The sequence below is a fragment of the Actinomadura coerulea genome, from assembly GCF_014208105.1.
GTDB lineage: Bacteria > Actinomycetota > Actinomycetes > Streptosporangiales > Streptosporangiaceae > Spirillospora > Spirillospora coerulea.
Genome location: NZ_JACHMQ010000001.1, coordinates 4,504,490 through 4,522,374, shown reverse-complemented (window position 1 = coordinate 4,522,374; position 17,885 = coordinate 4,504,490). Strand labels below are relative to the sequence as shown.

Below are 17,885 nucleotides of genomic sequence, written 5' to 3'. Positions count from 1 at the left end.
ATCCGCCGAAGGCTGAGGGAGGATGAGCCCCATGGAACCGTTGGACGCGGCGGCGGACGTGCACGCGCTCATCCGCGACGTGCTGCCCGCCCTGGCGCCCAGCGCCTGGTTCGATCACGGCACCTCGGAGGTGGTGCTGCCCGTGGGCCGGTCGGAGGCGCGGGCCTCCAGCTGGACGGTGCTGGAGCGCTGCGCCCGCGAGCCCCGCTCGGCGTGGCCGAAGGTGGTGGACGAGTGGGTCCGCGAGGTCGGCGACCGCGCGTTCCTCGCCGTCGGCGAGATGGAGCTGTTCGGCGACGTCCGGGAGCTGCTGCGCCTGCGCATCGTGCCGAAGCTCGACCCCCGCGACCGCGAGGGCCTCGTCGTCGTCCCCGCCGGCGACCACTTCGACGCCATGGTGATGATCGAGCACCCCCGCTACGGCGGTCCCCTCACCAAGGCGCGCGCGGGCCTGCTCGGCCTGCACAAGCTCGGCTACGTGATGACGAACACCCACGACCGCGAGCTGGCCGACGTGTCCGTGCACGACCAGCCGCTCCTGCCGGGCCGCAACGTCCGCGTCGTCGGCAAGCCGGGCAGCCGCTATGTGTCGGCGCTGCTCAGCGAGGTCCACCAGTTCGTGCCGAGGCAGAACGAGCACGGCGCCCTGGTCGGCGTCCCCTGCCACAGCACGCTGCTGCTGTACCCGATCACCTCCACGGCCGTCCGCGAGGTCCTGCCGATATTCGCCGACGTCGTCCGCGAGATGCACGCCAACGCCGACGACCCCTGCGCCCCCGGCGTCTACTGGAGCCACGGCGAGCGCCGCCTCACCCCCCTCTCCCCGGACGCGGCGACCGAGGGCGCCGGCGAGTTCGCGCTCTTCCTCCGCAAGCTCCCCAAGGAGTAGCCGTGCCGGCCCCAGGGTGTCACCCCTGGGAGTTACGGCAGCTTCCAGTCGACCGGCGGCGCGCCCTGCTGTTCAAGGAGCTGGTTGGCGCGGGAGAAGGGGCGGGAGCCGAAGAAGCCGCGGTCGGCCGACATGGGGCTCGGGTGGGCCGACTCGACGCAGGGGACGCGGCCGAGCAGCGGCTTGAGGTTGCGGGCGTCGCGGCCCCACAGGACGGCGACGAGGGGGCGGTCCCGGGCGGCGAGGGCGCGGATGGCCTGCTCGGTGACCTCCTCCCAGCCCTTGTTGCGGTGCGAGCCCGGCTTGCCCGGCATGACGGTCAGCGACCTGTTGAGCAGGCAGACGCCCTGCCGCGTCCAGGGGGTGAGGTCGCCGTTGGACGGCGGCGGGTGGCCGAGGTCGTCGCCGTACTCGCGGAAGATGTTGACGAGGCTGCCGGGCAGCGGCCGGACGTCCGGGGCGACCGAGAAGCTGAGGCCGACCGGGTGGCCGGGCGTCGGGTAGGGGTCCTGGCCCATGATGAGGACGCGCACGTCGTCGAACGGCTGCGTGAAGGCGCGGAGGATGTGGTTTCCGGCGGGCAGGTAGCGGCGCCCGGCGGCGACCTCGCCGCGCAGCCAGTCGCCCGCGGCGGCGATCGTCCCGGCGACGGGGGCCAGCGCGGTCGCCCACCCCGCCTCGACGATCTCCGAGAGTGGTCGTGCCGTCATGGGGTACGAGCCTAGTGGGATGATCTTGGCGCCGGTGAACGATTGCCCGCTGAATCGATGGTGTGAAGTCTTCTGACCGCATCAGGTCGGGTCGCGGGCAAATGTTCTCCAGCGCCGCGAAAAGTGGTCGATGAACTGGGTGAAACGTCCCGTTAAGTCGCTGTTACTTCCTGGCGGCCTTCATTGACCTGCGGTCTTCCAGCGCATAACTCCTAGAGAGCAAGCCGGCGCAGGACGAGCGGACGGACGAGAGCATGACCCAGCTGACCACCGTGGACGCCACCTTCCTCCATGCCGAGAACGCGACGACCCATGCCCACATCGCGGGGCTCGGCATCGTCGACCCCGGGACGTGCCCCGGCGGCCGGCTGACCGTCCCGCACGTCGCCGAGCTGATCCGCGCCCGCGCGCACCTCGCGGCCCGGCCGCTGCGGCAGCGGCTCGTCCAGGTGCCGTTCGGCCTGGACAACCCGTACTGGGAGGACGACCCCGACTTCGAGCCCGAGCGGCACATCTCCGAGTTCGGCCTGCCGGAGCCCGGCAGCGACCGGCAGCTCGCCAACCTGGTCGCGATGCTGCACGAGCGGCCGCTCGACCGGTCCCGTCCGCTGTGGGAGATGGTCCTCATCCAGGGCCTCGCCGGCGGCCGGACGGCCGTCTACGTGAAGGTGCACCACGCGGCCGTCGACGGCGTGATGGCCGCCGAGACGCTCGCCGCGCTGCTCGACCTGACGCCCGAGCCCCGCGAGCTCCCGGCCGACGAGTCCGTCCCGGCCCGCGCGCCCGGCACCGCGAGCATGCTCGGCACGGGGCTGCTGCGGACCGCGCTGCACCCGGTGCGGTCGGCGGTGGCGGCGGTGCGCGCGGCCCCGTACCTGGACGAGGTCCCGGGCCTGGCGGCCATCCCGGGCGTCGGGCTCATGTCGTCGTGGATGCAGGGCGTGCTGGGCCGTCCGGAGGTGCCGAGGGCACCGCGGGTCAGCGCGCCGCCGACGCCGTTCAACCACCCGATCGGGCGGCGCCGCGCGGTCGCGTGCGGGGAGCTGCCGCTCGCCGACATCAAGGAGATCCGGCGGACGCTCGGCGGCAGCGTCAACGACGTCGTCATGGCGCTGTGCGCGACGGCGCTGCGGCAGTGGCTCGACAAGCGCGGCGAGCTGCCCGAGCGGCCGCTGGTCGCGGCCGTCCCGGTGTCGCTGCGGCGCGGCGCGGGCGCGGCCGCGGAGCCGGGCAACCAGGTCTCGATCATGATGGCGCCGCTCGCCACGCACATCCCCGACCCCGCCGACCGGTACGGCGCCGTCCAGCGCGACATGGACGTGGCGAAGCGGAGGTTCACCGGGTCGTCGGGCGGCTGGGTGCGGGAGATGAGCGGGCTGCTCCCGGCGCCCTTCGCCGCGGCGGTCACGCGGCTCGCGCTGCAGGCCGCGCCGGCGGTGTCGCTCCGCCCGGTCAACCTGGTCATCTCCAACGTGCCGGGCCCGCAGTTCCCGCTCTACCTGTGCGGGGCGAAGGTGCTCGGGTACTACCCGATCTCGGTCATCACCGACGTCAGCGGCGGCCTGAACATCACCGTGTTCTCCTACGACGGGAAGGTGGACGTCGGCATCGTCGCGTGCCGCGAGCTCATCCCCGACCCGTCGGAGATCATCGACCACCTGGTGGACGCGCTGGACGAGCTGCGCTCGCTCTGCCGCGCGTGAGGCCGCTACAGCCCGAGGGCCGCCCGGTGCCGCCGCGCCAGGCCCAGCGCGGCCGCCCCCGCCGGCTGCATCGGCCGGGGGACGGCCCCGTCGAACGGCGCCATCGACACCTCGCCCTCGTCGTTGACCGCGACGAGGCCGCCGAAGAGCTCGCCGAACAGCGCGTCGTCGACGGCGACGACGGTCAGCAGGTCGACCGCGAGCGTCAGCGGGTCCACTCCGAGCCCCAGGAAGTGCGCCCGGACGCGTCCCTCGGCGCGGGCGGCGGTCATCGCCTGGTGAAAAGGCCAGTCCTCCTGGACGAAGTCGTCGCCGTAGTCCTCGCCCGCGCCGAGAAACTCCTCGGCGTACTCGCGGACCATGCACTGCCACAGATCAGGCGGCTCGTCGCCGAGCGGCTGGAACACCCCGACCGGCATCACCTGGTAGAGCCCGCCGGCGTGCGCGACCTTCGACGCGTCCCGCCGGTGCAGGACGTACCGCCCGGACGTCGTCACGGTGACCGTGGTGACGGCGGGCAGCGCGGCCCTGCGTGACAGGTCGCACGGGTCGCCGACGCGGTCGCGCAGCGGCAGCCCGTCCACCCCGGCCGCGAGTTCGTGAGCGACCGACTCGCCCACGTTGACGGCGTCGAAGTAGCGGGCGGGGCCGAGCCGGAGCACCGGCGGGTCGGCCGCGAGCAGCCGGTAGCTCGGACGGTCCTCGAACACCTTCGGCGGAGCGAGAGCGGCGACGGCCTCCGCGTACGTCCGGTGGCCGTCCGGGAGCCCGTCGGCCGGGTCGGCGACCGCGGCCGGAACGGGACGCGCGTCCCACTCCAGCCGGATCTCCTCCAGCGGGATCGGCGCCCCGGGGATCCAGGCGTCCCGGCAGAGCAGCGGGGTTCCCGCGACGCGCGGCACGTCCGGGTACAGCCCGTCCGCGACCTCGCCCAACCGTCCGCGGCCGGCGTTGAGTTCCGCCCGCACACGCCGCCACTCCGCCACGTCCGCCACCCCCCGAGCCTAGGCACATCGACTTGCGGCGTGTTGCCCTTATCAGCGCCGGCGGTCTCTAGTGTCTGTTGCAACGAGATCCCTGGAAGGATCTTGTTGTGCCGGGAAGACGTCTGACAGCTGCTGAGCGCGCGCAGATCGAGGTGTTGTTCGGTGCGGGCCGGTCGTTTCCGCAGATCGCGGAGGCGATCGGCCGGGACCGGTCAACTGTGTGGCGGGAGGTGCGCCGTAACCACTCCTATCGGCGGTCGGACGCCGGTGGGGGCGGGGCGCGGTATCCGGGCCGGGCGACCACCGCGTGTCCGGGCGGGCTGGGCGGGCTGTACCGGTGGACGTACTCGCATGTGGCCGCGCAGCGCAAGGCCGATGAGCGGGCGCGTCGGCACCGGCCGGGCAAGTTGATCGGCAACAGCGGGAACAAGGGCCGGGCCTGGTGCCAGGGCCGGTTGTGGCCGGTGGTGCGTGATCTGCTGGTGCGGCGGTGGTCGCCGCAGCAGATCGCGGCGCACCTGCGCGCCGCCTATCCTGACCAGCCGGAGATGCGAGTGTCGCACGAGACGATTTATCAGGCGATCTACTACCAGGCCCGGGGCCGGATGCGGGCCGAGCTGGCCCGGCAGCTGCAGTTGCGGCCGGGGGAGGGGTCGGTGCTGCGCAGCGGCCGCGCCGCCCGCCGTCCGCCCTCGCGTCTGGCCCGCGCCGAGAGCGCGGCGCGCAGCCGCCGGCCCTGGATCCAGGGCCTGCACATCTCGGCCCGGCCCGCCCAGGCGGCCGACCGGGCGGTGCCGGGGCACTGGGAGGGCGACCTGGTGATCGGGGCCCGCGGATCCAGCGCCATCATCACCCTGGTCGAGCGCACCACCCGGTTCGTGATGCTCGGCGCGTTGCCGCACTCACGCGTGTCCGAGCAGGTCACCGGCGTGCTGACCACTTTGATGCGGCGGTTGCCGGCCGAGCTGGCCGCGACCTTGACCTGGGACCAGGGATCGGAGATGGCCCAGCACGCCGACTTCACCCTGGCCACCGGGTGCCGGGTCTACTTCTGCGACCCGCACGCGCCCTGGCAGCGCGGCTCCAACGAGAACACCAACGGGCTGCTGCGCCAGTACTTCCCCCGCTCCTCCACCGACTTCCGCAACTACACCCAGCACGACCTCGACGAAGTCGCCCGCCAGCTCAACGGACGACCCCGCCAAACCCTGAACTGGAAAACCCCAGCCCAAGCACTCAACGAATACCTCGTTGCAACAACCGCTTGACACCGCCGCCCTCTTAAGGGCAACACGCCGCAAGTCGACGCAGCGAGCGTGCGCGCGGCCTTCCGGATTTGACAAATCTGTTTGCTGAACCTGCAATGAGGACATGGAGACGACCGAGGAGGTCCTGGCCGGGGTCGGGCCGAGGCTGAGAAGGCTGCGGCAGGAGCGCAACGTCACGCTGGCCGCGCTCGCGGAGGCCACCGGCATCTCGGTCAGCACGCTGTCGCGGCTGGAGTCGGGCAAGCGGCGGCCGAGCCTGGAGCTGCTGCTCCCGCTCGCCCAGGCCCACCAGGTCCCGCTGGACGAGCTGGTCGGCGCCCCGGCCGTCGGAGACCCGCGGATCAGGCCGCGGCCGCTGCGGATGAACGACATGGTCGTGCTGCCGCTGACCAGGCGCCCCGGCGGCGTCCAGGCGTTCAAGATGGTCGTGCCCGAGCGGGTCCCGCCGCCCGAGCCGCGGACCCACGAGGGCTACGACTGGCTGTACGTGCTGAACGGGCGGCTCCGCCTGCACCTCGCCGGCCGCGAGATGGTGCTGGAACCGGGGGAGGCGGCCGAGTTCGACACCCGGCTTCCGCACTGGTTCGGCGGCGACGGCGGGCCGGTCGAGGTGCTCAGCCTCTTCGGGCCGCAGGGGGAGCGGATGCACCTGCGCGCGAAGCCCCGCCGGTCATGACAGCACAGGCGTGGCATAAATTTGGTAAACGTGCAGATCGCCCAAACTCCCCAGAAAGCCCCTGCCCGTAAGAAGCCCGCCCACACGGCGTGGGTGCTGTGGAGCGTCGGCGTCCTCGCCTACGCCGTGGCGGTACTGCACCGGACGTCCTTCGGCGTCGTCGGCCTGGACGCGGTGCACCGGTTCGACGCGTCCGCCGGGATCCTCGCGTCCTTCACCGTCCTGCAACTGCTCGTGTACGCGGGTCTTCAGATCCCCGTCGGACTCCTCCTCGACCGCGTCGGCCCGCGCTGGATGGTCGCCGGCGGCGCGCTGCTCATGGCGGGCGGCCAGGCGCTCATGGCCGTCTCCACCGGCGTCGGGACGGCCGTCGCCGCCCGCGTGATGGTCGGCGCCGGCGACGCCATGACGTTCATCAGCGTCCTCGGCATCGTCGCGACCTGGTTCCCCGGACGCTACGTCCCCGTCGTGACGCAGCTCACCGGGCAGCTCGGCCAGCTCGGCCAGGTGCTCAGCGCCATCCCCCTGGTCGCCCTCCTGCACGGCCCCGGCTGGGGCACCGCGTTCGGCTCCGCCGCCGCGCTCGGCGCCCTCATGGCGGTGCTCGCCGTCGCCGTCCTGCGCAACGGCCCCGGGCGCGCGGACGTCCCGTCCCTGCGCGAGACGCGCACCAACCTGGCCGAGGCGTTCCGCCACCCCGGCACGCGCCTCGGCCTCTGGTCGCACTTCGTCACGCAGTTCTCGTCCAACACGTTCGCGCTGATGTGGGGCTACCCGTACCTGGTGGCCGGGCAGGGCCTGCGCCCCGCGACCGCCTCGACGCTGCTCACGCTTTTCGTGCTGGTCAACGTCGTGTCCGGACCGTTCATCGGACGGCTCGTCGCCCGCTACCCGCTGCGCCGCTCCTGGCTCGTCCTCGGCATCGTCGCGCTCAACGCGGCGGCGTGGGCGGCCGTCCTCGCCGTGCCGCCGCCCGCGCCGCCCTGGCTGCTGGTCCTGCTCGTGCTGTGCGTCGCGCCCGGCGGCCCCGGCTCGATGATCGGCTTCGACTACGCCCGGACGTTCAACCCGCCCGGACGGCAGGGCACCGCGACCGGCATCGTCAACGTCGGCGGCTTCGTCGCCTCCCTCGTCACGATCCTGCTGATCGGGTTCGTCCTGGACGCCCTGTCGCCCGGGGGCGAGTTCACGCCTGGAGCGTTCCGGGCGGCCTGGACCGTCCAGATCGGCATCTGGGCGATCGGCGTGGCGGGCGTCCTGCGCACCCGCACCCTGGCCCGCCGCCACCTCGCCCTGACGGACTAGGAGCGCAGCTCCCCGCCCGCTAGGAGCGGAGCTCCCCGCCCACTAGGAGCGGAGCTCCAGCGTGCAGCACTTCGGTCCGCCGCCCGCCTTGCGCAGCTCCGACAGGTCGACCGGCAGCGGCTCGTACCCGTGCTCCCGCAGCGTGTCGATCAGCCCGACCGCCTCGGCGTTGATGACGACGTTGCGCCCGTCGCACACGGCGTTGAGCCCGAGGACCGCCGCGTCCGCCTCGCTCGCGAGGACCGCGTCGGGGAACAGCCGCCTGAGCACCGCCCGGCTGCCGGGGGAGAACGCGCCGGGGAAGTACGCGACGTTGTCGCCGCCGAGGGGGAACAGCGCCGTGTCCAGGTGGTAGAAGCGCGGGTCGACGAGCCGGAGCGTCACCACCGGGCGGCGGAGGAACTCCTGCGCCTCCTGGTGCGCGGCGATCTCCGTGCGGAACCCCGTCCCGGCCAGGATGACGTGGTCGAGCGTGAGGAAGTCGCCCTCGCCCTCGTTCGTGTGCTGCGGCTCCAGCAGCTCGGAGAACCCGTTCTCCAGCATCCACTTCGCGTACGCGGGCCCTTCGGCGTACCGCTCCGGGTGCGTGAACTTCGCCCCGTAGACCCGTCCGCCGACCACCAGCGCCCCGTTGGCCGCGAACACCATGTCGGGCAGCCCCTCGATCGGGTCGATGAGGCTCACCTCGTGCCCGAGCGCGAGGTACGCCGCCCGCAGCGCCTCCCACTGCGCCACGGCCTTCGCGGCCTCCGCGCCGGCCGCCGGGTCCATCCACGGGTTGATCGCGTACGTGACGGCGAAGTGGTCCGGACGGCACATCAGGTAGTGCCGCCGCAGCGCGGTCCGGACGGTGGTCGGCTCCATCGCCGGCATGACGGTCATGGGTGTCTCCAGGGATGTCCGAGGGGGAAACGACTCAGCGAAAGCCTAAGAACCGAACACCCGCAATCCAATGCGCCGATGTTGCTCTGACCTGGCGGTTCGTTGCGTGTTTCCGCCTCTTTCGCGCTATTCGTTGCGCGCCCGCGCGGCCTCGCGCCGCTCCGGGACCGCCGATCCCCGGCCCGCCAGGACCTGCGCCCACCACACCGTTCAGCCGCCGCCCGGCCCCCGACGACGGCCAGGAACGTCCGTTGCGGGCGCACTAGGGTTGCGGGATGTCAGAACCGACACCGCTCCCGCCGCGGATCGGGACTTCCGGCTGGGACCGGGAGCTCGCGGGCATCGGGCTGGACCGGCCAGGTGTCGACGCCTTTGTCGATGACGTGCTGGAGTCCGCGGACGCCGCCCGAGGCGAGTTCGACCCGCACTCGCTGGATCTTGGGGTCGATGCCGAGAGCGCGGCCGTATGGGTCCTTCTGCACCAGAGGTTCCCGTCCTACGGGATCCTGATGTACCTGCGAATGTGCTGGTCGAACGGTGACCGCGTCCTCCAGGACTGGATCGTGCGCCAGTTCGCCGCGATGCTGGTGCACGGTCCAGGCCCGGTGGCCGAGTCGGCCGAGTACGGGCTCTGGGTCGACTACTTCGAATCGCCCGAGGCGTCGCAGGTCTTTACGGCGCTGGCATCCCAGATGCCGCGGTCGCACTGGGAGCGTCTGATCAGCGGTGCCGGTCCGGTGCCCTGGGACGCCAAGCGGCGCGTGTTCCAGGTGGCGGCCGAGGACCCGGCACTGCATCCCGCGCTCGCCAGGGGTCTCGCGGGTTCGTTCTACGACGTGTACGGCCAGGTGGACGCCGTGGAGGCGGCAGAGCTGGTCGCTCGGATCACGGTCGCGGACGAGGATCTGCTGGAGGCGCTGGCCGAGGCGACCACGCAGCCGCTGCGGCTGCGGACGGGATCGGCCGTGATCGTGGACGAGTCCGATCCGGGCTGGCCCCACCGGGGAAGCTTCCTGCTTCGCGCGGTGGTGCGCAGCCCGCGGAGCCGGTGGGTGGGGCGTTCCGAACTGGTGGCCGACGGCCGGGTGTACGGCCGGCTGGTGCACTGGGGCTTCCCCTTCGACGCGTCGAAGGTCGCGCACCGGACCGTGGCCGCTCCGGAGCCGGAGGGACGGATCGTGCTGTTCCGGGTCGAAGGAGCCGCCGAGCATGCCGGGTCGCTGGTGAACCGGGATGTCGAGGCCTGGCCTCCCGGCCTGAGGGACCATCTGGCGCGCTGACCGAACGGTCGCTCTCGCGCGGGGCGGCCGGCGACGGATTCGTCGCCGGCCGCCTCATCGCGAGTGCCGGAGCCCGCCGGTCAGGCGCGCTTGGCGGCCGTGCGGTCGAGCCCTTCGCGGATCTGCCGGGCGAGGGTGACGGGGTCACCGACGCGGTACATGTGCGAGAAGTACAGCTGCGGGTGCTCGTCGGTCTCCTGGTTGTAGAGGCAGCCCACCTCCCAGCGATGGCGGCGCATGACCGAGATGACCGGCTGCGTCTCGCTCGCCGTCATCGAGAAGTCGGGGACCACGCCGCCGAGCCGGATCCTGTCGGTGCGCCGCACGGTCACCGTGACGATCCCGTTCTCCCCGACCGTCGCGTCCCCGCCGAGGATCCTCTCCAGCTTCCGTACGGGGAGAGGGGTCTTGGGGTGCGGCGGCGAGTGCTGCGGCATCGGCGCGGAAAGGTGAAGGGCGGTGCGTCGACTTGCGGCGTGTTGCCCTTCTGGGGGCGCTCATAAGGGCAACACGCCGCAAGTCGGCGCTAGGGGTGGGCTTCGAGGGCTGACAGTTGGAGGCGGAGGGCTAGGCGTTTCTGGGGGCTCGCGAGGTCTACCTTGGTCACTTCGGTCATGCGGCGTAGGCGGTGGCGGAGGGTGTTGGGGTGGACGGCCAAGGCCTGGGCGGTTCCCTTCGGGTCGCCGTAGTGGTCCAGCCAGGCCGCGAGGGTTGGGAGATAGGACGTTCCGTGCTTCTCGTCGTGCGCGCGTAGGGCGGGGAGGGGGCCGCCGAGCAGGGCGGTGCCGACTGCCCTGCGGGCTCGCTCGACGACCACGGCGTCCCAGACGTCCTCCAGGAGCACGGTTCCGGGGGCGAGGCTGCCGGAGCCGACGAGGGCCGCGATCTCGGACGCCTCGGCGCGGGAACGGGGGAGGTCGTCGGGGGAGTGGGCGAGGCCGCCCGCAGCCGCGTACAGGGTGCGGTCGTGGGCGCGGACACGGGTGAGGACGTGGCGCAGCCAGGGGGTCGTTCCGGATTCGGCGGTGTCGCCGCCGGGCTCGGCCAGGACCGCGAAGATCGTGCCGGCGAGGTCGGCGAGGAGGGGGCGGTGCCAGCCGTAGCGGTGGGTGATCGCCTCCCAGAGGTCGAGGCGCCGGCGGATGTCCTCGGTCTCGTCCCGGTCGCCGAGCGCGACCACGCGCCAGGGCGGTGGCGCCGGGACCGGCCGCGAGCCGTCCTGGAGCGCGGCGCGCACCTGGTCGGCCGTGACGCGGCGTGCGACGCCGGACTCGGCTCGGAGGCGGAGCAGGTGCAGGGCCAGGACGGAGGCCAGGTCGGCAAGGCGCCGGACGCGGTCGGGCGGGACCGCCGTGCGCGCCACGACCCAGATCGAGCCGAGCCACTCGCCGCCGGCGCGGACCGGGATGACGAGGCGGGGCAGCATGCCGTCCGGGCCCGCGGGGACGAGGACCGGGTCGCTCGACCGGGCCAGCCTGCGGAACACCCCCGAGGCCCGCAGGTGGGCGATGACCTGGGGCGGGACGCGACGCCCGACGATCGTGGAGACGCGGGCCGGGTCGGTGCTGTCCTGGCGGCCCGAGTAGGCGAGGACGCGGGAGCGCGCGTCCTCCAGCGTCACCGGCGCGTCGGCGATCTCCGCCGCCGTGTCGGCCAGCGCGAACAGGTCGTCCTGCGGGCCGGACGGTCCGGGGAGCGGGGCGTGGGCGCGGTCGACGGCGCCGCGGACCAGCCAGATGACGTGCGTCCAGGACGCGTCCCGCTGGAGTTCGACGAGGGCGGGCGCCAGGCGGCGCGCCGCGGCGATCACCTCGGGGGCCCCGGCGAGGGGCGACTTGAACACCACGCCGCTCGCCCCCGCCGCGTCGGCGCGTTCCAGGAGCGCGACGGCGCCGGCCGGATCCGTCACCCCGGCGCCGAGGACGATCTCTCCCGGCTGCCCGGCCGCCTCGCCGGGCTCGGCCAGGACGACGTCGTGCACCTGCGCGTCGCGGCCGGGCGCGACCAGGCGCAGCAGCCCCGGACCCAGCGCGTCGACCAGGCCGGTCACACTGATCATTCGATCACGCTCCTCCCTCCCATTGTGCGCTTCGCATCATGGCGGACCCATTGATTGGCCGAACTCGACAGAGGTATCGGCTCGCGGACGCATCACCATCGAAGTGACCGGTTTCACGAGGAGAGGAGAGGCCATGGCGCGCCGAGTCGCCGTCGTGGGGGCCGGGATGGTCGGTCTGTCCACGGCATGGTTCCTGCAGGAGCACGGCGAGGACGTCACCGTGTTCGACCGGCGGGACGTCGCGGCCGGAGCGTCCTGGGGCAACGCCGGGTGGCTGACCCCGGGCCTGGCGACCCCGCTGCCCGAACCGGCCGTCCTCTCCTACGGCGTGCGCGCGGTGCTCAGCCCGTCGTCGCCGGTCTACGTCCCGCCGAGCGCCAACCCGCGCCTGCTGCGGTTCCTCGCGGGCTTCGCACGCAACAGCACGGCCGCGCGGTGGCGGCGCGCGATGGAGGCGCTGGTGCCGATCAACGGCCGGGCGCTGCCGGGCTTCGACGCGCTGCTGGACGGCGGCGTCCGCGCGGAGACGAACGAGGCCGGGTCCTTCCTCGCCGCGTACCGGACGGAGCAGGAGCGGCGCGTCCTGCTGGAGGAGATCGAGCACATCCGCTCCGCCGGGCAGGAACTGGAGTACGAGGTCCTGACCGGCGACGAGGCGCGCGTCGTGGAGCCCGCCCTCTCCGACGAGATCGGCGCGGCGATCCTGCTGCGCGGCCAGCGCTTCGTCAACCCCGGCGTGTTCGTGCACGCGCTCGCCGACTCCGTCCGCGACCGCGGAGGCAAGATCCGCGTGGGTGCGGACGTGACGGACGTCCGCGACGAGCCGGGCGGCGTGGCCGTCCGCACGGGCGGCAGCGACTTCGAGGCGTTCGACGCGGTGGTCCTGGCGAGCGGCGTGTGGCTCGGCGACCTCGCCCGGCGGTTCGGCGTCGGCGCGCTCGTCCAGGCGGGCCGCGGCTACAGCTTCAGCGTGCCGATGGAGCGCGTCCCCGACGGGCCGGTGTACTTTCCCGCGCAGCGGGTCGCCTGCACGCCGCTCGGGGACCGGCTCCGCGTCGCCGGGATGATGGAGTTCCGCCGTCCCGAGGCGCCGCTCGACCCGCGCCGGATCCGGGCGATCGTCGAGGCCGCCCGCCCGCTGCTGCGCGGCGCCGACCTCGGCGCGCGGGAGGACGAGTGGGTCGGGTCGCGCCCCTGCACCCGCGACGGCCTCCCGCTGATCGGCGCGACCCGGTCGCCGCGGGTCTTCGCCGCGGGCGGCCACGGGATGTGGGGCATCACGCTCGGCCCCGCCACCGGGAGCCTCCTCGCGGAGATGATCGCCACCGGGCGCCGCCCGAGCGAGCTGGACCCGTTCGACCCGCTCCGCTGACGTTCCGCGGGCGTTCCGGCCCGAGCCGTCGCCATCCGCCGTCACCTTTCCTCCGTCCGCTCCGTCAACGCGGTGAAGAAGGAGGAGCGATGAGCGGATACGACTGGACCCTGATGTACGTGATGCACGGCGCGCTGAGGAGGGAGCTGGAGCATCTCGCCAAGGTGACCGCGCGCGAGGACGACGACCCCCGCCGCCTGCTGGCCGCGGCGGCGGGCTGGGAGTTGTTCAAACTGTCGCTGCACGCCCACCACACCGCGGAGGACGAGGCCCTCTGGCCGGTCCTCCGGGAGAGCCTCACCGGCCGCGACGACCTCGCCCTGCTGGACGCGATGGAGGCCGAGCACGCCGCCGTCGACCCCCTCGTCGAGGCGATCGACACCGGCGCCGAACCCGTCGGGGAGCTCGTCGACGCCCTCGCCACCGCCCTGACCGCGCACCTCGCGCACGAGGAGAAGGAGGCGCTCCCGCTGATCGACGCCACCCTGACGGCGGAGCAGTTCCAGGCCTTCGGCCAGGTCCACGGCCGCCACGTCGGCCCGAACGCGCCGCGCGTGCTGCCCTGGCTCCTCGACGGGGTGGACGACGCGACGGCCGCGGCCGCGCTGTCCGTCCTGCCCGAGCCGGCCCGCGCCGCGTTCGAGACGCAGTGGCGGCCCGCCTACAGAGCCCTGGAGCGCTGGCCGGCGTCCTGACCGGCGGGAAACGGCGAGGCCGCCGCCACGGCGAACGTGGCGGCGGCCTCGTGCCGTTCCGCGGATCAGAGGTTGATCATGTGCCCGGCCAGGCCGTGCACGGCCTCCTTCATGGCCTCGCCCAGGGACGGGTGGGCGTGCACGTTGCGCGCGACCTCGTTGACGGTGAGGTCCCACTGCTGCGCCAGGGTCAGCTCGGGCAGCAGCTCGGTGACCTCGGGGCCGATCATGTGCGCGCCGAGGATCTCCCCGTACTTCGCGTCGCTGATCACCTTGACGAAGCCGTCGCCCTCGCCGAGGCCGAGCGCCTTGCCGTTGGCGCTGAACGGGAACTTGGCGGTCTTGACCTCGAAGCCCTGCTCCTTCGCCTGCGCCTCCGTCCAGCCGAACGAGGCGACCTGCGGCTGGCAGTAGGTGGCGCGCGGGATCATCACGTAGTCGAGCTCCATCGTCTCGGCGTCGCCGATGGTCTCGGCCGCGACGATGCCCATGGCCTCGGCGGCGTGCGCGAGCATCAGCTTCGCGGTGACGTCGCCGATGGCGTAGATGTGCGGGACGGACGTGCGGCAGCGGCCGTCCACGTCGATCGCGCCCCGGTCGGTCAGCGCGACGCCGGTCTTCTCCAGCCCGTAGCCCTCGACGTTCGGCTGGAACCCGATCGCCTGGAGCACCTTGTCGGCCTCCAGCACCTGCTGCGCGCCGTCCTTGCCGGTGACGGTGACCTTGACCTTCTCGCCCGAGTCGTCGATCGCGTCCACCCGCGTCGAGGTGAGAACGTCGATGCCGAGCTTGCGGTAGCGCTTGGCCAGCTCCTTCGACACGTCGGCGTCCTCGTTCGGGACCATCCGGTCGAGGAACTCGACGATCGTGACCTTCACCCCGTAGTTGTGCAGCACGTAGGCGAACTCGACGCCGATCGCGCCGGCGCCCGCGATGACGATGCTGCCCGGCAGCTCGGAGCTGAGGATCTGCTCCTCGTAGGTGACCACGCGCTCCGACAGCGACGTGCCCGGCAGCAGCTTGGTGTGCGCGCCGGCCGCGATGATGCAGTTGTCGAACGTGACCGTCTCGCTCGACCCGTCCTGCCCCGCCACCTGGAGGGTGTTCGGGTCGGTGAACGTGCCCCGCCCGTTGTAGGACTTGATCTTGTTCTTCTTCATCAGGAACTGGACGCCCTTGACGAGCTTGTCCGACACCTGGCGGCTGCGCTCGTAGGCGACGCCGTAGTCGAAGGACACGCTGCCCTCGACGTTGATCCCGAACGTCTTCTGCTCGTGGGTGAAGATGTGCGCCAGCTCGGCGTTGCGCAGCAGCGCCTTCGAGGGGATGCAGCCGACGTTGAGGCACACCCCGCCCCAGTACCTCTCCTCGATGATCGCCGTCTTCAGCCCAAGCTGCGCCGCCCGGATCGCGGCGACATATCCACCCGGGCCCGCGCCCAGGACCACGACGTCAAAGTGTTCGCTCATATCCAAGGACGATATTCGCCGCGACCATGTGTTCGCATCCCGGCGGCCCTCCGGCGACGCGCGGGGCGCCGGGTCGGATCCGGCCGTCACGTCCTGTTAGGGTTTCGGCAAGGTCTCCCTCCGATCACGATCCGTGGGAGCCCGTCGACTGACAGGGCGGCGCGCAGGGGCGCGAGCCCGGAGCCGTCCCGGCCGCGGAGCCCGGAGGCGTCCCCTGGAACGGCGGTGCCGCGGCGCTGGAACATCGCGCCTCGGCCCGGTCGTTGTCCCCGTTCCGAGCCGAGTGGAGGAGAAGACGAGTGAGGATCCCCAAGCGCGTCAACACCGTCCTGGACTGGGTGGAAGAACACCTGCTCGCGCTCGCGGTGGTCGTCGCGCTGGTCGTCGTCGCGCTGGTCGCCACGCTCGCGCCGCCGGCCGTCGGCCTCCCGGTCGCCGGGTTCGTCCTCGGCGCCGCCGCCGGGGGCCTCGTCGTGCACCTGCGGATGAGCCGCCGCGTCGCCCGCGCCCGCTCCGACATCGACAACCTGCTCCGCGAGAACGGCGCGCTGCGGCACCGCAACACCGTCCTCGCCAGCGGGGTGATCACGCGGGGGGCGCAGGAGACGCAGGCGCTCGTCTCCATCCCCGAGGACGACCTGCTGGACGCGCCGGGCGACCCGGAGACCACCGTGTCCCTCGACGAGCTGCTGGACGACCCGCAGACCACCAACGAGCTGCCCGGCGAGCCCCCGACCACCGGCGGCACCCGAACCCCCGGCGACACCGGCGACCCCGGCGACCCTCTGACCACCGACGAGCTCCCCGGACGGGACGACGCCCCGACTCGCGCCGCCGACCCCCTGGACGGCGACCCGCTGCGCACCACCGTCCTGCCCGCGCTGCCCGACGACCTCCTCGGCGGCCCGGACGCCCCGGAGGACGCGGACACCGCGCGGACGCGCCGCCGGTCCCGCAAGGCATGACCAGGACCTGACCGGGAGGCCGGCCGGGAGCCCGGCCGAGCGTGACCAGGCCCTTCTACCGCAGAGTCATCGGAGCCCCAACCCGGCGTTACTTTTCCTGATCTTCGGGCAGGGGCAGTCCGTGAACGACTCGACGAACGCGCGGCAGGGAGCGGATCCGGGACGCGGAGGCGAGGGCGCCGGACCGCCGGAGGGCGCGGGGCCCGGCGAGGGCGCCGTCCGCAAGGCCGTGATCGCCTCGGCGATGGGCAACTGCATCGAGTGGTTCGACTTCGGCGTGTTCAGCGCCGGCGTGATGACCTCGATCATCGGCACGGTGTTCTTCCCCGAGGACGCGGGCGGCAGCGCCACGCTGCGCTCGTTCGCGCTGGTCGCGGCGGCGTTCCTCGCCCGGCCGTTCGGCGGCATGTTCTTCGGCCCGATGGGGGACAGGCTCGGCCGCAAGCGGGTGCTGGCCGCCACGATCATCCTGATGTCGGGCTCGACGTTCGTGATCGGCATCCTGCCCGGCTACGCCACGATCGGGCTCGGCGCGCCGCTGCTGCTGCTCGGCGTCCGGCTCGTCCAGGGCTTCTCGACGGGCGGCGAGTACGGCGGCGCCGCCACGATGATCGCAGAGTACGCGCCCACGAAACGGCGCGGGTTCTACGGCGCGTTCCTGGAGTTCGGCACGCTCGGCGGCTACATCATGGGCGCCGGGCTCGTGCTGCTGATCGACCTCTCCCTCAGCGAGAGCGCGATGCACGGGTGGGGCTGGCGGATCCCGTTCCTGATCGCGCTGCCGCTCGGCGCCGTCGGGCTCTACGTCCGGACGCGGATCGAGGACACCCCGACCTTCCAGCACATGGAGGCGGAGGGCAGGAAGGCCCGGTCGCCGCTCAAGGAGACCCTGGAGTACCACTGGCGCACCATCCTGAGGCTCATCGGGATCGTGGTCCTGCTGAACGTCGCCGTCTACACGCTGCTGACGTTCATGCCGTCCTATCTCGTCGACTTCCTGGACATGGACGACACCACGTCGCAGCTCACCACGATCGGCGTGGAGGCCGCGATGATGACGGTGATCCTGCCGCTCGGCGCGCTGTCGGACCGGATCGGCCGCAAGCCGCTGCTGATCGCCGCCGCGGTCGGCTTCCTGGTGCTGTCCTGGCCGGCGTTCGCGCTCATGCAGACCCACGACCCGGCCGGGGTCGCGGTCGGCTACGCGGTCATCGGCGGGCTGCTGGTGCTGATGCTGGCGGTGATCGGCGCGACGTTCCCCGCGATGTTCCCGACCAAGGTCCGGTACGGGGCCTTCGCGATCGGCTACAACATCTCGACGTCGCTGTTCGGCGGGACGGCGGCCGTGCTGGTGGGCTCGCTGATCGACGCCACGGGCTCCAACTACGTCCCGGCCTACTACCTGATGATCGTCGCGCTGGTCGCGCTGCTGCCGATCATCAGGATCCCGGAGACGGCCGGGGTGCCGATCGACCGGGCCGGGGAGGAGAACGCCCCGGAACCGGTGGGCTCCGGGGCGCGGCGGAGCTGACGCCCGGGGCCGCCGGGCCCGTCCTGAACCGGGCCCGGTCCGGTGCACGCCGTGGACGACATCAGGTCGCGGTGGATCTTTCCTCCCCGGAACCG

The 17,885-nt window shown here is 72.7% G+C and carries 16 protein-coding genes; 10 read left to right on the top strand and 6 right to left on the bottom strand.

Annotated elements, in window-relative coordinates; translation table 11 throughout:
- Positions 1-31 precede the first annotated feature (31 nt).
- Positions 32-889: a hypothetical protein gene (locus BKA00_RS20655; RefSeq protein WP_185027381.1), complete on the top strand. Its 858-nt coding sequence runs from the start codon at positions 32-34 to the stop codon at positions 887-889.
- Positions 890-921: 32 nt separating this feature from the next.
- On the opposite strand, the gene BKA00_RS20650 is transcribed toward BKA00_RS20655, so the two are convergent.
- On the bottom strand, positions 922-1,599 hold the full coding sequence (locus BKA00_RS20650) for a uracil-DNA glycosylase (protein ID WP_185027379.1): 678 nt from the start codon (positions 1,597-1,599) through the stop codon (positions 922-924).
- Between the two features lie 254 nt (positions 1,600-1,853).
- Between BKA00_RS20650 and BKA00_RS20645 the strand changes: the two genes are divergently transcribed.
- On the top strand, positions 1,854-3,302 hold the full coding sequence (locus tag BKA00_RS20645; protein WP_185027376.1) for a WS/DGAT/MGAT family O-acyltransferase: 1,449 nt from the start codon (positions 1,854-1,856) through the stop codon (positions 3,300-3,302).
- A 5-nt stretch (positions 3,303-3,307) separates the two neighbouring features.
- On the opposite strand, the gene BKA00_RS20640 is transcribed toward BKA00_RS20645, so the two are convergent.
- On the bottom strand, positions 3,308-4,297 hold the full coding sequence (locus BKA00_RS20640) for a transcriptional regulator (RefSeq protein ID WP_185027375.1): 990 nt from the start codon (positions 4,295-4,297) through the stop codon (positions 3,308-3,310).
- A gap of 98 nt (positions 4,298-4,395) precedes the next feature.
- Here BKA00_RS20640 and BKA00_RS20635 point away from each other — a divergent pair, with 98 nt between their 5' ends.
- The 3 genes from BKA00_RS20635 (at position 4,396) to BKA00_RS20625 (ending at position 7,537) form a co-directional block, all read left to right on the top strand.
- A complete protein-coding gene (locus BKA00_RS20635; RefSeq protein ID WP_221493078.1) occupies positions 4,396-5,556 on the top strand; it encodes an IS30 family transposase in 1,161 nt (386 codons plus the stop codon).
- Positions 5,557-5,659: 103 nt separating this feature from the next.
- A complete protein-coding gene (locus tag BKA00_RS20630; RefSeq protein ID WP_185027373.1) occupies positions 5,660-6,232 on the top strand; it encodes a helix-turn-helix domain-containing protein in 573 nt (190 codons plus the stop codon).
- A gap of 30 nt (positions 6,233-6,262) precedes the next feature.
- Positions 6,263-7,537, top strand: coding sequence for an MFS transporter (locus BKA00_RS20625; protein WP_230299336.1), 1,275 nt, complete (start codon positions 6,263-6,265; stop codon positions 7,535-7,537).
- A 42-nt stretch (positions 7,538-7,579) separates the two neighbouring features.
- Here BKA00_RS20625 and ddaH read toward each other — a convergent pair whose 3' ends face one another.
- A complete protein-coding gene (gene ddaH / locus BKA00_RS20620) occupies positions 7,580-8,419 on the bottom strand; it encodes a dimethylargininase (RefSeq protein WP_185027370.1) in 840 nt (279 codons plus the stop codon).
- Positions 8,420-8,694: 275 nt separating this feature from the next.
- On the opposite strand from ddaH, the gene BKA00_RS20615 reads away from it, so the two are divergent.
- Positions 8,695-9,699, top strand: a complete 1,005-nt coding sequence (locus BKA00_RS20615; RefSeq protein WP_185027368.1) for a hypothetical protein — start codon at positions 8,695-8,697, stop codon at positions 9,697-9,699.
- An 80-nt stretch (positions 9,700-9,779) separates the two neighbouring features.
- On the opposite strand, the gene BKA00_RS20610 is transcribed toward BKA00_RS20615, so the two are convergent.
- Together BKA00_RS20610 and BKA00_RS20605 are read right to left on the bottom strand one after the other, a co-directional pair.
- Positions 9,780-10,136, bottom strand: a complete 357-nt coding sequence (locus tag BKA00_RS20610; RefSeq protein WP_185027366.1) for a DUF1259 domain-containing protein — start codon at positions 10,134-10,136, stop codon at positions 9,780-9,782.
- A gap of 89 nt (positions 10,137-10,225) precedes the next feature.
- Entirely contained in the window at positions 10,226-11,758 is a 1,533-nt protein-coding gene (locus BKA00_RS20605) for a PucR family transcriptional regulator (protein WP_185027364.1), read from the bottom strand.
- Between the two features lie 133 nt (positions 11,759-11,891).
- Between BKA00_RS20605 and BKA00_RS20600 the strand changes: the two genes are divergently transcribed.
- Positions 11,892-13,130 carry an NAD(P)/FAD-dependent oxidoreductase gene (locus BKA00_RS20600; protein ID WP_185027362.1) on the top strand — a complete coding sequence of 413 codons (1,239 nt, stop codon included), beginning with the start codon at positions 11,892-11,894 and terminating at the stop codon, positions 13,128-13,130.
- Positions 13,131-13,219: 89 nt separating this feature from the next.
- Positions 13,220-13,825, top strand: a complete 606-nt coding sequence (locus BKA00_RS20595; RefSeq protein ID WP_185027360.1) for a hemerythrin domain-containing protein — start codon at positions 13,220-13,222, stop codon at positions 13,823-13,825.
- Positions 13,826-13,890: 65 nt separating this feature from the next.
- On the opposite strand, the gene lpdA is transcribed toward BKA00_RS20595, so the two are convergent.
- On the bottom strand, positions 13,891-15,294 hold the full coding sequence (gene lpdA / locus BKA00_RS20590) for a dihydrolipoyl dehydrogenase (RefSeq protein WP_185027358.1): 1,404 nt from the start codon (positions 15,292-15,294) through the stop codon (positions 13,891-13,893).
- 299 nt (positions 15,295-15,593) lie between these two features.
- Between lpdA and BKA00_RS20585 the strand changes: the two genes are divergently transcribed.
- Positions 15,594-16,259, top strand: coding sequence for a hypothetical protein (locus BKA00_RS20585; RefSeq protein ID WP_185027356.1), 666 nt, complete (start codon positions 15,594-15,596; stop codon positions 16,257-16,259).
- A gap of 121 nt (positions 16,260-16,380) precedes the next feature.
- The gene (locus tag BKA00_RS20580) at positions 16,381-17,790 is read left to right on the top strand and encodes an MFS transporter (RefSeq protein ID WP_230299335.1); all 1,410 of its coding nucleotides are present in this window, start codon (positions 16,381-16,383) and stop codon (positions 17,788-17,790) included.
- The last annotated feature ends 95 nt before the right edge of the window (positions 17,791-17,885 follow it).

Coding starts and splice junctions, on each gene's coding strand:
- BKA00_RS20655 (WP_185027381.1), top strand. CDS start 32: ATGGAACCGTTGGACGCGGCGGCGGACGTGCACGCGCTCATCCGCGAC.
- BKA00_RS20650 (WP_185027379.1), bottom strand. CDS start 1,599: ATGACGGCACGACCACTCTCGGAGATCGTCGAGGCGGGGTGGGCGACC.
- BKA00_RS20645 (WP_185027376.1), top strand. CDS start 1,854: ATGACCCAGCTGACCACCGTGGACGCCACCTTCCTCCATGCCGAGAAC.
- BKA00_RS20630 (WP_185027373.1), top strand. CDS start 5,660: ATGGAGACGACCGAGGAGGTCCTGGCCGGGGTCGGGCCGAGGCTGAGA.
- ddaH (WP_185027370.1), bottom strand. CDS start 8,419: ATGACCGTCATGCCGGCGATGGAGCCGACCACCGTCCGGACCGCGCTG.
- BKA00_RS20615 (WP_185027368.1), top strand. CDS start 8,695: ATGTCAGAACCGACACCGCTCCCGCCGCGGATCGGGACTTCCGGCTGG.
- BKA00_RS20610 (WP_185027366.1), bottom strand. CDS start 10,136: ATGCCGCAGCACTCGCCGCCGCACCCCAAGACCCCTCTCCCCGTACGG.
- BKA00_RS20605 (WP_185027364.1), bottom strand. CDS start 11,758: ATGATCAGTGTGACCGGCCTGGTCGACGCGCTGGGTCCGGGGCTGCTG.
- BKA00_RS20600 (WP_185027362.1), top strand. CDS start 11,892: ATGGCGCGCCGAGTCGCCGTCGTGGGGGCCGGGATGGTCGGTCTGTCC.
- BKA00_RS20595 (WP_185027360.1), top strand. CDS start 13,220: ATGAGCGGATACGACTGGACCCTGATGTACGTGATGCACGGCGCGCTG.
- lpdA (WP_185027358.1), bottom strand. CDS start 15,294: ATGAGCGAACACTTTGACGTCGTGGTCCTGGGCGCGGGCCCGGGTGGA.